The following is a 19,314-nucleotide window of genomic DNA, read 5'->3' on the forward strand; positions in this document are numbered from 1 at the left end:
TGATAAGTTATGGCAAATACAATTTACATATTTATAACTTGGGGAAAACTCATCAAACCTCCTCCCCGCCTACATGGAAAAATTAAATGGTATCAACTAAATTGTTAGCTAAAGCTTCAATTGTGGGGTAATCATACAACAATGTAGGAGATAAACTTCGATTTAGCCAAGTTTCCATATCTCCAACCAAACCCACTGCTGCTGATGAATCTAAACCGTAACGTACAAAAGGTATTTTGATGTCTATTTCTTCTGATTCCATTTCTAACAGTTCTGCTAGATAGGAAACTAACCAAGCTTGAATTGTTGCTAGAGTTAGTTGTTTTGAGGACACTTCTACATTGTTATTTAATTCGTCTGCACTGACTGATGTCTGGATTTGAAATGCTGAAAATTTTTGAGTATTCATAGTTTGTGGTAACTTGGGTTTAGATTTACTAAGAAAATTTGTAATTAGCAAATATTACCTTGGTATTTTTTGCGTTTTTAGTTTTTCAAGAGATTACCAAAATTAACAAATGCTAATAGACGAATGTCACTAAGAAAACGTGAAATCTCGCTAGGGCAGGGTGTTGGGGGTAGGGTTGCAGGTTCGTGTTTAAGACAATTAAACTTTAGTTGCGTCAAGGAGTTCAACATTTTCTTGATTTCCCACACTCTACACCCCACACCCCACACCCAAAAGCCAGTTATATAAGGGGTTTACGCTTAACTTAGTGCCATTCTGCTAATAGACAATGATTCAGGGCAAATGCTCTAAAGTATCAGAATTCAGAATCCCTCCTGCAATACTTATCTTCGTGCTGAGAGGTTTTTATGCTGTTTCAGAAAGATTCAATTTCAGCACTTAAATTTATAGGACTTACGCAAAAAGTTTCTGCAACTATTGTACAAATGCGGTTAATCGCTTCTCTACTCCTGACGGACATTAGGGCAAACGGCAAGCTACTTTTTGTCTACCTTTTTTGATTATTTTGCGTAAGTCCTGATTTAAATACTTCGATTTGCCTTGGATATCTTCATTGGGATACAAAATCTCTGGCAACTTTCAGACAAGATAGACGAAAGACTTGCTTCGCTTGTTGTTCAATTAACCTTGATCTTTTCTTCGAGCATTTGATATGTAACCTGCTTGACGTTCCATACTAAACGTAACTTCGCAAATATGTAAATAAACCAGCCAGCTACATCAATCTGCCACCACTTAAAACCGAGAAATGCTGAATTAGGAAAAGCATGGTGATTGTTTTGCCATGACGCGCCAAAAGTGGGGATAGCAACCCAAATATTGTTAGCACTCAAATCACCAGTATTAAAGGGACGAGTTCCATATCTATGAGCAAATGAGCCATTACTCCAAGTAGAATGATGTACTAAAAACATCCTGACTAGTCCACCCCACAGAAAACCATTAAGTAGTCCAATCCAACTCCTTTCTACAATGCCTTCTATAACGGCAGGGATAATCAGACCTAGAACAACTATAGGTATATAGAGCTGATTAATCTTATAAAGGACTTGATTCTGGTTGATATCTTTGGCAAAAAGTGTACAGTTCGTTAGCTTGTCAGTTATCATCCAACCTACATGAGCGTGCCATAATCCAGTCAACAAATTTAGTGGTTCTTCTTCTACACTAACTTTACGTATATATGGTGAATGAGGATCATTGGCTGTATCACTATGTATGTGATGCCGTCTATGAGTAGCTACCCAATAAAGGACACTTCCTTCAGCAGCCATAGAACCCAAGATTGCAAACATAGCCTGTATGAATGGATGGGTATCAAAAGCTTTGTGCGCTAGGTTCCGGTGAAAGCCGAATTCAATTCCAAGATTGGTGAGGATATAGAAACTTACCAATAATGCGATCGCTACTGGACTAAAGCCGTAGACGAAAGCTACTCCTATAGCAACTAACGTGCCAAGGAAAGGAACCCAGATAGTTGCTAAAGCAATACGACGTTGTACAGCTCGTATAGAATCATTCCCGATTGTTACAGGAGGTCTACGGATTGTTTTGACGCTAGGGGTTTGGATTGTATTATCCGAAGTTTGGCTAGGTTGTGAATTTTGTGTTTCCATTGTTTACATCCTTATGATCTGAACTTGTATTGAGTTTGAAGGCATGGTGAAAAGTCCAGCTATAAAGCTTTTTTAGCCTCTATCATTTCTCCAGTCGGAGCCTTAACATCCCATACCAAGCCTGTTAATTGGAGTATACGAATCACCCAAGTTCCCAAGTCAATTTCCCACCATTTCAGCCCAAAAATTGCAGAGTTTGGGAACGCATGATGGTTATTGTGCCAAGCTTCACCGAAGGTAGGTAAAGCTAACCAAATGTTATTTTGACTATGCTCAGAGGTATGAAAAGAACGACTACCGTATAAATGGGTAATGGAATTAACGCTGCTCGTAGAGTGGTATGTAAAAAATAAGCGAACTAAACCACCCCAAAGGAATCCTGTAAAGGCTCCCATCCAAGTACCTGTTAAAACTCCTCCTAAGATGGCAGGAATGACTAAACCTAGCAAGATCCACAGGTAATATAGTTGATTAACTTTTGAGATTACAGAATCCCGAAGTAAGTCTTTAGCAAACAAAAAAGTGTTTGTAATCTCGTGACTATACATCCAACCTATGTGAGCGTGCCACAGTCCTGATAAACCGCTAAGGCTTTTATCCTCATTAAAATGAGGTGAATGAGGGTCTCCAGGTAAATCACTGTATTGGTGGTGGCGTCGATGATTGCTCACCCAATAAATCAATGGCCCTTGGCAAGCCATAGAACCAAGAATCGCAAGTATGACTCGGATAGGAGTATTGGTTTGGAAGGCACAGTGTGCAAAAAGCCGATGAAAACCAACAGTAATACTACCCATTGTTAAGGCATACATCCCAGCAAATAGACCTAATTCTACTAGTCCAATACCTGAATGCAAAGCTAAGGCGATCGCAACTGTTAAACCCACCAGAGGAATCCAAAAAATAGCCAATGCATGAAGCCTCTGCGTAGTCTTCAGACTATCACCCTTGATTGTTATTTGTTGCTTCTTCTTAAGAAAACCTGTAATAGGAACAGAATTTGCTGTGCTATCTAACTGTATTGACATGAGTTTCTCCTGGTTGCTTTTGGCTAACATATCTCTGATATTGTGCTGCTTGGAACAACAGAGTTAGCTAGAAACTACACTGGCATTTTGGTTAACTAATTTTCTAGAAAATCTAGAGTTTTCATTACTTTTTGCTAATGAATCTAGTGTTCCATCTAAAAAGTTGGCTCGACAAGCATAACGTTGAATTTTTCCACTAGAAGTTTTAGGAATACTCCCAGGCTTGACCAATACGACGGCATAAACTTGTAATTCGTACTCCAGTGCTACCTCTTGACGAATATCACCAACGACTTGTTCGATATCCAAACTCTGTAGATAACGCCGTTCCACTTCGTGAACAATTACCAGTCGTTCTTGGTTGCTGACCTCTACTGTAAAAGCTGCTCCCCCGTTAGGCTTCAGACTTGGATGGCTCCTCTCTACTGTCAGTTCAATATCTTGAGGATAATAATTACGTCCCCGAATAATAATCACATCCTTGAGTCGCCCTGTGATAAATAGTTTGCCATCTTGTAAGAATCCCAAATCTCCTGTGCGTAAAAATGGGCCTTCATTGGTATCTGATGTATAGGCATGAAAAGTTTTTTTCGTCTCTTCAACTCTCCCCCAATAACCTTGGGCAACACTTGGACTTGATATCCAAATCTCTCCTACACGGTTATCAGGACATTTAGTTAATGATTCAGGGTCAACAATCATGATTTTCTGGTCTAACCATCCTTGACCAGAAGATACAAATTTCCTCACATCCTCTTGCTGTCCAGCAGTTATTACTATTTGATTTTGCTCAAGAGCTGCTTTATTTATCTGATATATCTCAGGGGGATTTGTCTTTAATTCTCCAGAAATGAATAAAGTTGACTCAGCCATTCCGTAGCAAGGGTAAAATGCCTCTCGTCGGAAACCACAGGGTGCAAAAGTTGTCGCAAACTGCTCTATTGTCTCAGCACGAATAGGTTCTGAGCCATTGAAAGCCACTTCCCAACTGCTCAGGTCGAGTGTCTGTCGCTGTTCAGGAGTGATCTTGCGAACGCATAGATCATAAGCAAAATTGGGGCCACCGCTGGTGGTAGCTTTATATTTGGAAATAGCCTGTAGCCAGCGAAAAGGACGCTGTATAAAGGCTACTGGAGGCATGAGAAAGCATGGAATACCCAAGTATAAAGGTTGAAGTATATTACCAATCAGTCCCATGTCATGAAAAAGTGGTAGCCAGCCTACAAAGATAGTTTTATCTGTGTGTTGCATGGCTTGTTGAATTATCTGTTCATTATGTAGTAGATTCCCATGAGTTATCATCACTCCTTTAGGTGTACCTGTAGATCCTGATGTGTACTGGAGAAAAGCTAAGGTATCGCTGTTCAATATTGGCTCTTGCCATTGCTTTTCTAAATTGCTAGGAATACTATCTGTGGCTAGCCATCGTAGAGCTTTCAGTTCTGGACTATGAGGAAACAGATGCTCTTCTACGTTGGTCAATATCTGTTTGGTTGTGAGGACTAATGTAGCTTGTGCATTTGCCAAAATAGCCTGGAGGCGAGGCATGGGTCGGTGAAACTGAGGCGGATAAGCTGGTACAGCAATAACTCCAGCATACAAACATCCGAAAAACCCAGCTATGTACTCCAGACTCGGTGAGTAAAGTAGCAGCGCCCGCTCTCCAGTCATTCCGAGGCTTTGAAGCCAGCTAGCAATGGCCCGAGCTTGACGATCTAAGTCTGCATAAGTCAAGTAAGATTCTTCTACTTCTCCATTATTCAAAAATATATAAACTTTTTGCTCTGGTTGATGTAATGCTCTCCAACGAAGGATATCAACCAATGTAGAAAGCTCAAAAGGGAGTTTTTCAAGAAGATTGTTCATTTGTCCAAAAGAACGTTATTGAGCAAAAATGAGAATTTTACGCTGAAAAACATAAGTGTGTATGTTGACAAATCAGTAAGTCACAAACTTTCGGAAACTGAGAGAAACTAAGGGTTATTAGCCACCGTGAAAAAGGAAATAACCTGTATTGTTTTAAGAGCGATCCAAAGGAGCTAGCTGTATTGGTTGAATTCTGCTTTGAGTCAGCCTGTTTATAAAAATATGGAGTCTAGAGAAGAATAAAGAATTAGCCTAGTGAGGCTCTTACAAACTCCATACTTGCTATTCCAATTTCAGTTTGGTTAGTAACAATTATGCTTTGTGTAATATAACTTAATAATCTTATGTTTAGCTATAGGAATCCTAAATCAATCGTGAGAAAAAAATCCTTAAAAAGCTTATAGATACGTATATTTTTTCTATTTTTCGGAAAATTTCTAGTAATTTAGTTGTTTTTCGAGAACATCGCCCTGTAAATATTGCCGTTGCCAGAGCCTGTTAATGCGATCGCTCCTTAAAAAAGAAGAAGCGATCGCTTGGCTGCTAAAATTATTACGAGGGTGAAAGTAGTCTCAAAAGCTAATATAGCAACTGAGTTAGAACATCAAAAATTTAAGCTGGGCTTGAATTAAAATCTAGCAGGCTCATCATCAAGTGCCAGTAAGAAATTAATCAAGTCTGTTTGCTGCTTTGGATTAAATCCAGCTTGCCTATCTACGTAAAATTCATGTCCTGTACCATCAAGATTACTACGTACTAAACTAGGGTTAGCTGTGTTAGCTTTCACAACTAAGGCACGAAGTTCTCGATCAAGTAAGGCACGCAAGCTGCTAGCGGCATCAGCAGATATACTTTGACTGAGAGTGCCAGTTAGCCCTAAGCCGCTTTGATCAACAACAGTAAAGCTGCCATTAGAATCAAATTTTATACTTCCTGCTCGAACTGCTACACCACCATCGTGCAAATATGGTGCGCTTAAATGAAGACCACGCAAGGAAGTAGTTTTGTAACCACCTTTCGGTAATATTCCTTTAGGTAAGGTTGTGGGACTATCAGAGATGCCCTGCGTTGGCACATCTAACACTTCAGCGTTAACAGGTATGGGAACGGGAGTGTTGAAAGTGTAAAGCTTGGGCGTTACTAAAAGATTACTCAGCGCTAGGCGAGATTCAGCACGAGCTGGGTTAGTACCAATTTCATCAACTGGATGAATTTTGTTATCTGTGAAAAAGGGTGGAATATGGCAAGTTGCACAATTGGCTTTTTCAAATACTTTGGCTCCACGTTTAACAGAATGGTTGTTCAATGCCTGCCAGTTTTCCGCAGACTTATTAGCAGGTGGTACTAAGCTATTTTGGAAAGCAGACATGGCGTTTTCAGCAAATAAGAAAGAGCCACTAGCAATATCATTAGAGTTGCCACTATTCGGACTGAAAATTAAACCATTGTATGTAAACAAGCTAGGACGCAAATTAGGAGAATTTCCAGCTCCTGGTGCAGCAAATTGGTCTTCTAATTCTGTTTGTGTCGCATCCGGTGCAATCTCCCGCAACCATTTCGAGGGTTTGACTATCTTGTCACTTGGTAAACGTAAGCGTGGGTCAGCAGCATTCTGAAGAAATGTACCAATATAAACTTCTGGGTCAATACCAAGAGTTTCTTCACTGAGTTGAGCCGCTGCTAACAGATTGATTTCCGAAGAGTGAACACCATTGCTAGTAGCGCTGAGTCCTGCAAACGGCCCTATAGCAAACTGTCCATCTAAGAAATAAGGATGATTTTTAAATGTGAATACACTGGGAATTTGAGTAGTATTGTTGATGCTATCTGAAGAGCTTTCAAAATTACCGAAAGGCACATCTAATACTGCGTCGTCAAAGGCTTTTTCAAAAATTTCAGGGTCAGGTAATTTTACTTGATTACCTTTACTGTCTAGAATCATTTTCCCATTGCCTTGGTATTCTGGGTTTAAAGGGTTAAAGTTTAACCGCGAAAAACCCGCAGCAGAATTTGGTGCTAGAGCAACTAACAGGGGCGCGGCAATTTCGCTATTAGGTACTCCCAAAAGAGGTTCACCTTGATTTGAAAGGGATACGTGACAGGCAGCACAGCTAATATCGATGTTAGGTGTGATTCCCAGTCCAATTGGAAAAGTCCCTCCCTTTTCCATTTTTAAGCCTGTATTGATGACAGTTCCTGTGGGAAAAGTTCGGTGACCTAAAGTTATATCTTTCTCAAGAGTAATTTGTAAGTTCGTTGTCGGCTGACCTTGCAACTTAACTATTGCTATTTGTAATTCTGGAAAAATTTTAGCAATGCCAGAGCCAAAACCAAATACTCTTTGCAGTCCAAATGTGTCACCAATTTTGCGGTTGAAGAATATATCTTTACCTTTGGCAATTAATTCCTCAGTGATTTCAACTGCTCCGACTCTTTGGTAGGAAATTGGGTCATTAGGATCAAGTCCTTGCTTGACAACTATTCTTGCTGCTTGTTGGGGATTCAGCAATTTACCAAAATAGTCGTAATAGCCTAAAGGTTGAGTTGGAGCCGACTCCAGAAGGTTAATCCGAGCTAGGGCTTTCTGACTTGTAATCAAGCTGTTTGATAGCAAAATACCAAACAAACTAATGAGAAAAACACAGACTAATAAGATAAACTTAGTTTTCAGAGTATATGAAACCCCAACTATAGCTGCGTTAAGGCTTTTTTTGCGTTTCATATTGTTAAATGCAATTTAAAAACTGTAGGTAGATATAACATACCTATATATAGATATATGCAAAGTAGAATTTTTTTATATTCGTTAATAATATTAAGTTCTAATGCAATTTATCAAGAAAGAATTAAATAATTCAGTAGCCAAAATTAATTCTAGACAACTGGCGTCTGAACTCACAGGGCTTAAGACATTTAACAAATCTATAATTGGGTGAGCTATTGCTGCAAAAAGGTTTCATCAAGTAGATTAATTATATAAAGTCCTTATATGATTGGTTCTGGACTATGTTTTTTATAGCATTTGCAGTTGAGCCTAATATAGACCTAACCCCCCAACCCCTTCACTGAAGTGAAGGGGAATAATACTTAAAGCCTCTCTCCTACAAGCAAAAAGGTCAAAACTGTACTGCACTCAACCGAGAACCGCCATATATCCTTTTAGTAATTACCCCTCGTACTCTGGGTTATACCATTTCACTTTAAGAATGATACAAATACTTTGGTAGGGACACGGCATTGCCCATTGGTGTCAACTTAAGCAAAAAGTGAGGATCAGATGTAATCTAAGAACATCTATAGAGATGTTCTTAGTGATACATCATGGCGAGGAAAAGACCAGCTAGAATTGGCAACCCAGACCTACGGCAACAAAAACATATCCCAGCGCCACCGATAGAGGAAATCGAGAAACAGATATTTTCATTGCTATCGCCCCTGAACTTTAAACCGCTCAAATCCTATGAACACAAACCAGGACAAGAGCCAGAACAAAAGAAAAAATGGCGAGACAGAATATTGACTCTGCCAGTGATGATGGCGATCGTTGTGAGTTTAGTCTATCGACAGATTCCGGGATTAAGAGAAGTAATGAGGGTCTTGTCACAAGAAGGATTGTTATGAGTAGAACCAATGTTGGTAAGTACCCAAGCATTGTCAAAAAGATTGCGAACATTGCCAATAGAACTGTTTGCACAAATATTTGAGCAAGTAATGGCAAGAATTAGTACACAACCAAAAAATCAGGCAGTACCAGAGAATTGGCAGCTAGTATGTGGAAAATTCACAGCAATCTGGATTGCAGATGGGTCAACACTAGAAGCACTCAGAAGAAAACTCAAAGCACTGCAAGGACAACAAAAAACACTTGCTGGGAAAATCATGATGGTGGTAGAGGCATTTCATCATCATCCCGTAACAACCTGGTATACAAACAACAGTAAAGCTAACGATAAAATCTGGTGTGAGTAATTACTAGAGCGCCTGCCAATTGGTGGATTACTAATTTTTGATTTAGGGTTTTTTAAATTCCCTTGGTTCGATGCGTTTACCGCATCTAATAAGTTTTTCTTGACACGACTTCGAGAAAAAACTGCTTATAGGGTAATCCGTTGTTTGACTGATGCTACATTCTACCGCGATGAAATTATTTCTCTAGGGGAATATCGCTCGAATCCTTGTCAACGACAAGTACGCTTAGTTTCTGTTTTGTGGGGTTCAACTTGGTACTACTACCTAACAAACGTACTTGACCCGCACATTTTATCTGCACAGCAAGTCTGTGAATTATATCGTCGGCGTTGGCGTGTTGAAGACGCATTTTTGCTCACCAAACGACTTTTGGGTTTGGCTTATATCTGGGTTGGTGATACTAACGGTGTCCAAATTCAAATCTTTGCCACTTGGATTTTTTATGCTGTTCTCAATCAATTATCTATCGATGTTGCCATCGCATTGAATCAACCATTAGACCTGATTTCTACAGAGATGGTTTTTCGTGGTTTATACCATTTTTCTCAAGCTATTCTACGTGGTGAGGCATCTGACGCTGTTCCCTATCTTGTGGAACATCAAAAGCTCTTTGGATTAGTCAAAACCAGGCGTAAGCGCCATCGACAGATTGACGCTTACACCCAACAAATTTGGGCAAAATCTTCTTAAGTTGACACCAATGGGCATTGCCGTGTCCCTACAAGAAATTTATACGTATCAATATTTTCGTGAATTGGTATTACCCCTGTTTTGTTACTCTGGGAAAAGAAAAATCAAAGCCAAATTTTGAACTGTAGATAGAACAGGCATTTGAGTGTTTATTTTCTAACACAATGGCTGAAATCATGGTTTTTTAGTAAAAGTCTTATGCTGTAAGCATTCCAGATTATTCTCTCCCGAAAGTGATAAAAGAGGGATTACAATCCAAATTTACTTGCTTTTTACGCTCTTTTCTATTATTCAATCAACAGCAATTGATGCTGAAACCAAGCAACAGAGTAATTGTCAGCTAATTAGTATTCAAGTTGCATAAACTCTGCGCTGTTCGCGTTGGCGTAGCTCTCCCTGCGGGACGCTGCGCGAAAGTAGAGAAGCGTTTTCGTAGGGTATTACTACAAGCAAATTGCCTTGAGAAAATACAATACCGGAGATAGCCGCACTCTACCTAATTATTGTAGTTACAATATACTTACTGGCTACAATTAAGTAGATATAATTAAACTAAAAATACTGTATGGTTCGTAGTTTGCTACGTCTTCGCAGAAGTGTAAGTTAGGAAATTTAAATTATGCCTAGCTACTTATTAGCGATAATAAATCCAATAATCAAGGCAATAATTATTGGAATTAAGATTGGGATAGCAACTATAAGTCCCCATTTACCAAATTTAATATCCTCGCCTTCATATTTTAAAAGTGCAATCAAACCTACAACTCCCATCAAAATCCAAATACACCCAAAGGAAAGAAATATAATAAATATTGAATCTTCCATTTTTTAGAAATTAAATTTCAATTTTCGAACTATTTGATAGTCTACCATTTTTCAACATTCAAATGTGCAAAAACCTTTAAGAACTCTCATGAGAGTAACATTTTAGCAAATATATTTCATAGTCCCCTGGGAATAAAATTTGTCTATTTCAAAAGTTATAAGATAAATATTTCAAATTAGACTAGTTAAAATATATAAACTTGACTTGAGGATTGTAATAACTATGCATCATAAACTGATGATTCCAAAATAGATAAAAACGCTTTTTATTTTTGTGTTGTTATGTCTTGATGTTTCAGAATTTTTTACCACAAAGGCACTGCGAAAAGTTGAGTCAGTTAGTGTCTGGGGGTTTCCACACCACTCAAGACGAACAAGCCAGGGAACACTTTCGGCAGTTCCCCCTGGGAGAAATCCCTTATATAAAATGGACTACCTCAGTAACGCAGTAGCTTACTATGAGCGACTGACGTTAGGAGCGTCACCCACATCTTTGTAGGAGAACGAGCGATTGACTAGCGTCAGAGTTGAGGCTTCCTTAAATTAAGTAAACAAAATTAAATGTACAAAAATTCATAATTAGCTGTGTTGCGCTAGTACTTTTATTATGTAAAATTACTTAATGTATATATAAAATGGGAAAGCATATCAATGTTATCCAAGTTATCTAAAAAAGTTTTATGATTACGCGATCGCATTTAAGGTAAAGTCCGCTGAGGCTTTTGGACACGCTACGCTCTCTTGGTCAGCTTCTTTGCAGAAAGCGCAGGCGATCGCTAATGTTCACAAGAAGGCGATAATTCAAATATTGTCAGCCCTAGTTTAAGCTACTTGAGTTGTATAGACAGCGGTCAGAATCCATTTATTATCGACTCTTTAGCCTTTAGATGCTACTTGCAGCAAATACGCTTATACCTACCGGACAGTATTTCCTATCGCTGCCTCGAAAATAGACCAAATGTTACTCAATTAGAAGATAATGCTAAGAAATGTAATTTTCTACTATATGTGCGTAAATATTTAAGCTACTTTTGATAAATTAACTAAGGTTCAAGCTAAAACACTTATTTCATACTCTCTTTTATCAAACTATAAAGTACAAAACTATCTTTAAGAAAGGTAAAAAAATGTCGGCAACAGAGTTAGAAAGACTTCTTTACAGTATACAAACAGATTTCCAATCAGAGGCGGCTAATATTGCAGGGCAAGTCTTTCCTAATACTCAGTTTCGGCTATTAACACGAAAAATTAGCAGTAGTCATGCAGCTTTAGTTCTGCCAAAAAATCAATTTAATTCATTGTCCCAAGAAATCGGTAATAATAATTTGGCAATAACTTTCAAAAGTCAAAACCATGCTTTAGAAAATTTCCAAGTAAATTTTTTCCCGAAAATAAGTACTTTAATTTTATCAGGGTACTACAAACAGGGAATGGCTAATCTGCGTTATTATCCTGCTAATAATTATGATTGGTTTAATAGTACAGGCCATAAAATAGATCGTCCTGATTGTATTGGAAAAAAATTTGAGTTCTTGGCAAGCAAGTTTTACCCATTTTTTGAAGAATTTTTTCTGGGATTATAGACTTTTTTATTTCTGAGCAGCATACAGCCACTGTTGCTCAGAAGTTGAAGAAGTAAGCTAACTCTAATAACTGAACTATCTATATAGCGTTTCCAACTCCAGTGAGCTACAAAATAACCCCTCCCCAACCCTCCCCTTACCAAGGGGAGGGTGCGCAACAGCGCGGGTGGAGTGTATTTCATGTGCCTGGCAATCGCTATAAGTTATTTTCTGATTCCTTACATTTGAATGGTTACAGATGATTTCACGTTTCCTGGAATGATCGTTAAACGTGTTGAAGGGAAGAATTAAGGTTAACAAAGGATTTATATGCGCTTGCCTATTGCGATTAGTGCCATTTTAGTTGCATCTTTGGGTTTGAATACATCGGTAATGTCTCAACCGCCGATACAGACACCACAAATACAAACGGTTACTAATAGCTCAAACTTAGCAAAGTTTAGAATTAATCGCCGATTATGGAGACGGCAGAACATTTCTAACTATCGCTTTACATTTAGTAGAAGTTGTTTTTGTTTCCCCAAGGCTACAGAACCAGTAGTTATTGAAGTACGTAACGGGGTTACAACTTCTATTACTTTTAAAGATACTGGGAAACGAGCAGATGCAGAATTATTTCAGAAATATAATACAATTCCCAAGCTTTTTAACATTATTAGGGATGCGATCGCTCGTAGAGCATCTAACCTAACTGTAGAATACGACAAGAGACTCGGCTACCCAACTCAAATTAATATTGATTATAAAAGCGAGGTAGCTGATGATGAACTATTCCTGACAATTGAGAGTCTAGAAAAAATTGATTGATTATCAATTCTGTATGCAAAATCAAGTTGTCCCGAATTAGATACTGCATTCTAAATATACATTTACAGCAGGATTCAGGTGGCTGCACCTCGACTGCGCTCGGCGACCACCGAGCGTACTTGTACTGAGCGTAGTCGAAGTAGCCGAGGTGAGCCAGAATGGGCTGCGCCTCGCTACGCTAACAGAATTGGGAAGGAAAATTCTCTCAAATCTAATCCCCGGCCCCTTCCCTACTAGCGTTGGGGAGCAAGATTTAAAGCCTCTCCCCGAAACGGGGAGAGGAATGGAAGTGGGGTTTTAAGAATAAGTCGGACAGCGCGTTACTTAATTTAGAAACATCGCCTTTTTGTCATAGATAGGCTTGGCTTGCGATCGCTATTTTCAAGAGGCGTATCAAACAATCAGTTGATGTGTGAATTCTCAACTGAATATCCAAGCTAAATTGTGGCTTGTGTATTCTTCTTGATAGCAATAAATTAACGTGAGTTCGACAAGTGCTATGTTGACCTCTCCCCCAGCCCCTCTCCTCGTAGGAGAGGGGGGTAAAACCATGATTTTTTCGTTGCTCCTCCCTCTCCTCGTAGGAGAGGGAGGTTGGGAGGGAGAGGTTCATCGAACTCACGTTAAATTAACTTTCTATATTTGCAGATATATATTGAGATAAACGTTTTCAATCTTCATATATAAATTAACTTATATCACTTATATTTTTAGTTCAAATATCAAATTATATCTTGTCTAATTCAAAAAAAGGCTTCATCATTGATATGAAAACTACCGATTTTATAGATAAAACGAGAGTTAAAAATTAGAAAAAAAGTCTTAATTTAATTAGTAATAATGGAACTTAAGTAGACTTATTTAATAAAAGCAAGTATTTACTAGCTCAATCAAATAAGACGAAGCAGGAATATTAATGATAAATCAATACTGAAGTCTTATCACTAAAGAGAATGAACGCGATTAATTGAATTTATATTTAAGAAATCAATTTAAATTTACTCATAGCGGAGTTCGACTGATTTATGCTGCAAGGATGGATTCAAATTGCATTAACGCTATTAATTGTAGTAGCGATTACTCCCTTCTTTGGGCGCTACATGGCGTGTGTCTACCTAGAGCAAAGTACTTTTCTCGACCCAATTTTGAATCCGGTTGAACGAGTGCTTTATGCCTTAGTTGGTGTTAAAAGCAAAGAAAATATGACGGGTTGGCAGTATGGGCGGGCAATTCTATACAGCAACGTAGCAATGGGGTTGCTGATTTTCTTGATCATCATGAATCAGGGATGGTTGCCCCTAAATCCCACGGGGATAAATGCCCCAACTTGGGACACAGTGCTGCATACTACTATTTCTTTTATTACTAATACCAACCAGCAGCACTATTCTGGTGAAACCTACATGAGTTATGGTAGCCAAATGTGGGGGCTTGGTTATCATATGTTTACCTCTGCGGCAACTGGTTTGGCAGTAGGAATTGCTTTTATTCGGGGATTGACTGGTAGATCGTTAGGCAACTTTTATGTAGACCTAATTCGCTCGATTACCCGAATTTTGCTGCCTATTTGTATTGTGGGTGGCATTGTTTTGATAGCAGCTGGCGTTCCAGAAACACTGGGGGGTGCAGTTGTATTCCCTACTTTGGAAAATCCGAATATTAGTCAGGCGATCGCTCGTGGCCCCGTTGCCCATTTTGAAATTATCAAGCAATTAGGGGAAAACGGCGGCGGCTTTTTCGCCATCAACTCAGCACACCCCTTTGAAAATCCCAGCGGATTTACTAACTTAATTCAAATCGTGGCAATGCTTTCGATTCCCACTGCCCTAATCTACACCTATGGCTTGTTTGCTAATAATACTAAGCAAGCTTGGTTAGTTTATGGCATGGTCGGTGTTCTCTATGTAATATTTATCATCGTCACTGCCATTGGTGAATACAACGGCAATCCGGCTGTGAATGCACTGCTGGGTAGTCAGCAACCGAACCTAGAGGGTAAAGAAGTCCGGTTTGGTTGGGCGCAATCTGCACTATTTGCAACGAGTACAACTGGTACTATGTGCGGCGCAGTCAATAGTTTACACGACTCCTTTATGCCCAACGGCGGTTTTATTACCCTTTCTAATATGTTCCTGCAAATTATCTGGGGTGGACAGGGTACAGGAACTGCTTATTTGTTTGCTTACCTGATTCTGGCTGTGTTCGCTACAGGGCTGATGGTAGGACGCACACCAGAATTTCTGGGACGCAAGATTGAGAAGCGCGAGGTTGTATTTGCTAGTTTCCTGATTCTGCTGGTTCACCCGATCGCAATTATGATTCCCGCAGGTATTGCTTTGGCATTTCCCGATCAACTATCAGGAATTAGTAATCCAGGTTTCCACGGCTTTGCTCAAGTTATCTACGAATATGCCTCGGCTGCTGCTAATAACGGTTCTGGGTTTGAAGGTTTGGGAGATTCACAACCGTCTCCTTTGGCGATCGCTACAGGTGCAAAACCCACTGCAACTGCCCTGTGGTGGAACTTGAGTACCTGCTTCAGTTTAATTGCTGGACGCTATATTCCAATTCTGGGTTTGCTGTTTTTAGCAGATAGTATGTCTCGTAAGCAAGCTGTTCCCTATACCACTGGTACATTGCGAACCGATACTGGACTATTTACAGGCGTTACCGCAGGCGTGATTTTAATCCTGGGCGCACTTACATTCTTCCCAGTACTGGCATTAGGCCCCATTGGTGAAGCGTTTTTTATCGCTAAAGGTATTGGCTAGGGAGTAGAAAGTGGGGAGGTATGAGGGGACAAGGGAGATAAGGAGAATTAGAAACTGATTCATCCACCTCGGAACTGGATTCATCCACCTCATACTAATTCAATTTAATGATTGCAACACATTCTTGGATGAAGACGCGATGAATCGCGTCTCTACAAATGGTCTATTTGTCGCATTCTTTTTTCCAACTGGTATCAGATACTCGTTCATCTACCTCATCTTTCTATGCCTAATGCCCAATGCTCCATTCCCAAAATTTAATGTATGCCAATTACTACTGATTCTCCTTCGCCCCGTATTGCATCTGGAACTCGTGACTCGCGCAAGCACACCCCTAAAACAAATATGCGGGGGCTTTATCAGAGAGCAATTCGTGAGTCATTTATCAAGCTCGATCCACGAATTACTGTCAAAAACCCCGTTATGTTTGTTGTTTGGGTAGGGACAATTGTCACCTTTCTTGTTAGCCTTAACCCAAATCTGTTTGGCACAATTCAGGCGGATATCAATCAACAACGCTTGTTAAACGGGTTAATTACCTTTATTCTCTTTTTTACACTCGTTTTTGCCAACTTTGCCGAAGCTGTAGCAGAAGGACGTGGGAAAGCACAGGCTGATTCGCTGCGATCGACGCGATCAGATACGATCGCCAATAAAATTCTCCCTGATGGTTCGATACAACAAGTCAATTCTACGGAACTGCGAAGGGGCGATTTGGTCAAGGTGGTTGCAAACAACATGATTCCCGCCGATGGAGATGTAATTAAAGGCATTGGCTCGGTGGATGAGTCTGCAATTACTGGAGAATCTGCCCCTGTATTGAAGCAGCCAGGTACAGATATTGCCAGTTCGGTGACAGGCGGCACACGCTTACTCTCCGACGAGTTAACAATTCGCATTAGTGCTGATCCTGGTCAAGGCTTTATTGATCGCATGATCTCCCTGGTAGAAGGAGCAGAACGCAGCAAGACTCCCAACGAGATTGCTTTGACGGTATTGTTGGCAGTGTTAACACAAGTATTCCTGATTGTGGTGGCAACTATGCCCCCATTTGTCGGCTACATCGCCACCTTTATCAGCACGGCCTTTGGAGCTGAGGCGGGAAACAGTTTGCGGGCGGGTGCTAGCGTTGCTATTCTAATCTCGCTACTGGTAGCTTTAATACCTACAACTATTGGTGGTTTGCTCAGTGCGATCGGTATTGCAGGAATGGATAGAGTTGCCCAGTTTAACGTCATTGCTACCTCTGGTCGAGCAGTAGAAGCCTGCGGCGATATCAACACCTTGGTGCTGGATAAGACAGGCACTATCACCTTGGGAAACCGGATGGCTGATGAGTTTATTCCTCTGGATAATCACTCACTAGAAGATGTGGCGCGAGTTTCCCTAGCTGCTAGCTTGTTTGATGAAACACCAGAAGGCAAGTCAATTGTGATATTGGCAGAAAAGTCTCAGGCTGCGGTAGATTTCAAGAGCGACAAAGCCGAAGGTGTGGAATTTTCGGCAAAAACCCGGATGAGTGGCACGAATCTCCCCGATGGTAAACAAATTCGCAAAGGTGCAGTGGATGCCATTAAGGGATTTGTCCGTTCTCGTGGTGGTTACGTTCCTGATGATATAGACGCAGCTTATGAGCGAGTTTCCCGATTAGGCGGTACACCTTTAGCTGTTTGCCAAGATGACAAGATTTATGGTGTCATTTACCTCAAAGATATTGTGAAACCTGGTTTGCGGGAACGCTTTGACCAACTCCGCCGCATGGGTGTTAAGACTATCATGCTCACAGGTGACAACCGGATTACCGCTTCGGTAATTGCCGAGGAAGCCGGGGTAGATGATTTCATTGCCGAAGCGACTCCAGAAGACAAAATTGAGGTAATTCGCTCTGAACAATCTCAGGGTAAACTGGTGGCAATGACTGGGGATGGTACTAATGATGCCCCTGCTTTGGCTCAAGCAAACGTGGGTGTGGCAATGAACTCTGGGACGCAAGCTGCCAAAGAAGCTGCTAACATGGTGGACTTAGACTCAGACCCGACGAAGCTAATTGACCTAGTAACCATAGGTAAACAGTTGCTAATTACTCGTGGAGCGTTGACAACATTCTCCATTGCTAACGATATTGCCAAGTATTTTGCCATCATTCCTACTATCTTTGCAGCTGCTGGAATCGGCGCACTTAATATTATGGGATTAAAGAGCGCCCAATCTGCGATCGTCTCGGCGCTGATTTACAATGCTTTGATTATTCCGGCACTAATTCCGCTAGCACTCAGAGGGGTGAAGTTTTTACCTTTAACAGCAGATCAACTGCTACGTCGCAACATCTTCATCTTTGGTCTTGGCGGCATCGTTGCTCCCTTCATTGCCATCAAACTTATAGATATTATTCTACCTTTGTCTTAATTTACTATGAAACCTATTCAGATCCGACGCACTATTCTTGCATCTCAAGTATTAGAAGAAATAACTGAAATCTGGTGTCAATGGCGTAGACAAAAGCTGCCACTGTATTTATTCTTGGCGATGTGTTTCAACCTAGTGGTTGCACCTCTAGTCTATGCAGCTACTGGTGAAGAGCTTTCCCGCAGTCAATCTTGGGGATTGGGGCTGTTAGGAATGGTGACACTAGGGCTTTCTATCTATTTATTTTTTGTAATGTTTGTACCGGAGAAATTCTAATGAGTTTTGCACGTGAAGCTAGTAGAGCTATTCGTTCTACCTTGGTACTCTGGGTTATGGTCGCGATTATTTATCCTTTTGGGATGATTGCTATTGGGCAGATTGTGTTTCCATTTCAAGCCAATGGCAGTCTGCTAAAAAATAATGCAGGTCAAGTTGTGGGTTCTGCTTTGATTGGTCAACCTTTTAGTAGCGATCGCTATTTTAACAGTCGTCCCAGTACCACGAGCTACAGCACCGCCGACCCCAAAAAGGATGATGCGGGAGTTTTAAGAACTGGGGTTTCTGGCGCTAGCAACTTGGCTCCCAGTAATCCCGCATTGCTGGAACGCATCAAAGGTAAAGATGACCCCGACCCCAGCAAAAAGGTTGAAGGTGACTTCAATCGTCTGAAAACAGCAGGTGTGCAGCCAACTGGCGATTTAGTCTACACCTCTGGTTCCAGCCTTGACCCCCACATTACCCCTGAAGCTGCAACAGCGCAAATTGCACGAGTAGCCAAGGCGCGAGGAATTCAATCCACCCAACTGGAAACTTTGATTGCCCAAAATAGCGATGGTCGTTTTCTCGGTATCTTTGGTGAACCTGGAGTTAATGTTTTGAAGCTGAATTTAGCTTTAGATCAGATTAAAGGATAAAGGCATGGGATGCGGCAGAAATAGCCGTTCCCTGTAACTTCTTCTAACTGAGAAAGTTCCAGGACTCAAGTTTACACCCCTTTTATGTGTGAATATCTTCCCTGCACCAGCAAACTGTCAAAGCCTGTTGAGGACAGTTGCATTCCCGCAATCAGTCAATCAAACTTTTTATTTAATCAAGTTGAAATTCGGAAATTATTGCTAGATTTACTACCTGTCTTGCAGTTTTTCCATCAACATCAGGTGATTCACTGCGATATTGTTTATAGATTATAAAAAGCAGCGTCACAAGCGCATAGTTAACAGCTAGTAGCAAAATGAAAACTTAGAAAGAATTCATCAGCTAAATCTTCAAAGGCAAAAGCAGATT

12 protein-coding genes and 1 pseudogene are annotated in these 19,314 nt (G+C 40.4%); 7 read left to right on the forward strand and 6 right to left on the reverse strand.

The features are described from left to right. Positions 1–82 precede the first annotated feature (82 nt). The 5 genes from WKK05_RS09435 to WKK05_RS09455 all read right to left on the reverse strand — a co-directional run bounded on the left by WKK05_RS09435 (position 83) and on the right by WKK05_RS09455 (position 7,701). Positions 83–409: an acyl carrier protein gene (locus WKK05_RS09435; protein WP_341529476.1), complete on the reverse strand. Its 327-nt coding sequence runs from the start codon at positions 407–409 to the stop codon at positions 83–85. A 677-nt stretch (positions 410–1,086) separates the two neighbouring features. Further along, the gene (locus WKK05_RS09440; protein ID WP_341529477.1) at positions 1,087–2,085 is read right to left on the reverse strand and encodes an acyl-CoA desaturase; all 999 of its coding nucleotides are present in this window, start codon (positions 2,083–2,085) and stop codon (positions 1,087–1,089) included. Positions 2,086–2,144: 59 nt separating this feature from the next. After that, positions 2,145–3,113, reverse strand: a complete 969-nt coding sequence (locus WKK05_RS09445; RefSeq protein ID WP_341529478.1) for an acyl-CoA desaturase — start codon at positions 3,111–3,113, stop codon at positions 2,145–2,147. Between the two features lie 63 nt (positions 3,114–3,176). Next, on the reverse strand, positions 3,177–4,979 hold the full coding sequence (locus WKK05_RS09450) for a fatty acyl-AMP ligase (protein ID WP_341529479.1): 1,803 nt from the start codon (positions 4,977–4,979) through the stop codon (positions 3,177–3,179). A gap of 628 nt (positions 4,980–5,607) precedes the next feature. After that, positions 5,608–7,701 (reverse strand): hypothetical protein, encoded by a 2,094-nt coding sequence (locus WKK05_RS09455; protein ID WP_341529480.1) that lies wholly within the window; start codon positions 7,699–7,701, stop codon positions 5,608–5,610. A gap of 599 nt (positions 7,702–8,300) precedes the next feature. On the opposite strand from WKK05_RS09455, the pseudogene WKK05_RS09460 reads away from it, so the two are divergent. Next, positions 8,301–9,638 (forward strand): annotated as a pseudogene (locus WKK05_RS09460) (IS4 family transposase). A 627-nt stretch (positions 9,639–10,265) separates the two neighbouring features. On the opposite strand, the gene WKK05_RS09465 reads toward WKK05_RS09460, so the two are convergent. Further along, positions 10,266–10,463 carry a hypothetical protein gene (locus WKK05_RS09465; RefSeq protein ID WP_341529481.1) on the reverse strand — a complete coding sequence of 66 codons (198 nt, stop codon included), beginning with the start codon at positions 10,461–10,463 and terminating at the stop codon, positions 10,266–10,268. A gap of 1,127 nt (positions 10,464–11,590) precedes the next feature. Here WKK05_RS09465 and WKK05_RS09470 point away from each other — a divergent pair. The 6 genes from WKK05_RS09470 to kdpC all read left to right on the forward strand — a co-directional run bounded on the left by WKK05_RS09470 (position 11,591) and on the right by kdpC (position 18,944). Beyond that, on the forward strand, positions 11,591–12,046 hold the full coding sequence (locus WKK05_RS09470) for a hypothetical protein (protein ID WP_341529482.1): 456 nt from the start codon (positions 11,591–11,593) through the stop codon (positions 12,044–12,046). A 309-nt stretch (positions 12,047–12,355) separates the two neighbouring features. Then, positions 12,356–12,853: a DUF6174 domain-containing protein gene (locus WKK05_RS09475; protein ID WP_341529483.1), complete on the forward strand. Its 498-nt coding sequence runs from the start codon at positions 12,356–12,358 to the stop codon at positions 12,851–12,853. A gap of 1,025 nt (positions 12,854–13,878) precedes the next feature. Continuing rightward, positions 13,879–15,624 carry a potassium-transporting ATPase subunit KdpA gene (gene kdpA, locus WKK05_RS09480; RefSeq protein WP_341529484.1) on the forward strand — a complete coding sequence of 582 codons (1,746 nt, stop codon included), beginning with the start codon at positions 13,879–13,881 and terminating at the stop codon, positions 15,622–15,624. Between the two features lie 264 nt (positions 15,625–15,888). Further along, positions 15,889–18,030: a potassium-transporting ATPase subunit KdpB gene (kdpB, locus tag WKK05_RS09485; protein ID WP_341529485.1), complete on the forward strand. Its 2,142-nt coding sequence runs from the start codon at positions 15,889–15,891 to the stop codon at positions 18,028–18,030. A gap of 6 nt (positions 18,031–18,036) precedes the next feature. Beyond that, positions 18,037–18,306 carry a potassium-transporting ATPase subunit F gene (locus tag WKK05_RS09490; protein WP_341529486.1) on the forward strand — a complete coding sequence of 90 codons (270 nt, stop codon included), beginning with the start codon at positions 18,037–18,039 and terminating at the stop codon, positions 18,304–18,306. After that, positions 18,306–18,944, forward strand: a complete 639-nt coding sequence (gene kdpC / locus WKK05_RS09495; protein WP_341529487.1) for a K(+)-transporting ATPase subunit C — start codon at positions 18,306–18,308, stop codon at positions 18,942–18,944. Before WKK05_RS09490 ends, kdpC begins: the two co-directional genes overlap by 1 nt. Positions 18,945–19,314: the final 370 nt, after the last annotated feature.

Source organism: Nostoc sp. UHCC 0302, from assembly GCF_038096175.1.
Taxonomy (GTDB): domain Bacteria; phylum Cyanobacteriota; class Cyanobacteriia; order Cyanobacteriales; family Nostocaceae; genus UHCC-0302.

What these genes read in the sequence shown, in the direction of transcription:
- WKK05_RS09435 (WP_341529476.1), bottom strand. Translation starts at nt 409, where the DNA reads ATGAATACTCAAAAATTTTCAGCATTTCAAATCCAGACATCAGTCAGT.
- WKK05_RS09440 (WP_341529477.1), bottom strand. Translation starts at nt 2,085, where the DNA reads ATGGAAACACAAAATTCACAACCTAGCCAAACTTCGGATAATACAATC.
- WKK05_RS09445 (WP_341529478.1), bottom strand. Translation starts at nt 3,113, where the DNA reads ATGTCAATACAGTTAGATAGCACAGCAAATTCTGTTCCTATTACAGGT.
- WKK05_RS09450 (WP_341529479.1), bottom strand. Translation starts at nt 4,979, where the DNA reads ATGAACAATCTTCTTGAAAAACTCCCTTTTGAGCTTTCTACATTGGTT.
- WKK05_RS09455 (WP_341529480.1), bottom strand. Translation starts at nt 7,701, where the DNA reads ATGAAACGCAAAAAAAGCCTTAACGCAGCTATAGTTGGGGTTTCATAT.
- WKK05_RS09465 (WP_341529481.1), bottom strand. Translation starts at nt 10,463, where the DNA reads ATGGAAGATTCAATATTTATTATATTTCTTTCCTTTGGGTGTATTTGG.
- WKK05_RS09470 (WP_341529482.1), top strand. Translation starts at nt 11,591, where the DNA reads ATGTCGGCAACAGAGTTAGAAAGACTTCTTTACAGTATACAAACAGAT.
- WKK05_RS09475 (WP_341529483.1), top strand. Translation starts at nt 12,356, where the DNA reads ATGCGCTTGCCTATTGCGATTAGTGCCATTTTAGTTGCATCTTTGGGT.
- kdpA (WP_341529484.1), top strand. Translation starts at nt 13,879, where the DNA reads ATGCTGCAAGGATGGATTCAAATTGCATTAACGCTATTAATTGTAGTA.
- kdpB (WP_341529485.1), top strand. Translation starts at nt 15,889, where the DNA reads ATGCCAATTACTACTGATTCTCCTTCGCCCCGTATTGCATCTGGAACT.
- WKK05_RS09490 (WP_341529486.1), top strand. Translation starts at nt 18,037, where the DNA reads ATGAAACCTATTCAGATCCGACGCACTATTCTTGCATCTCAAGTATTA.
- kdpC (WP_341529487.1), top strand. Translation starts at nt 18,306, where the DNA reads ATGAGTTTTGCACGTGAAGCTAGTAGAGCTATTCGTTCTACCTTGGTA.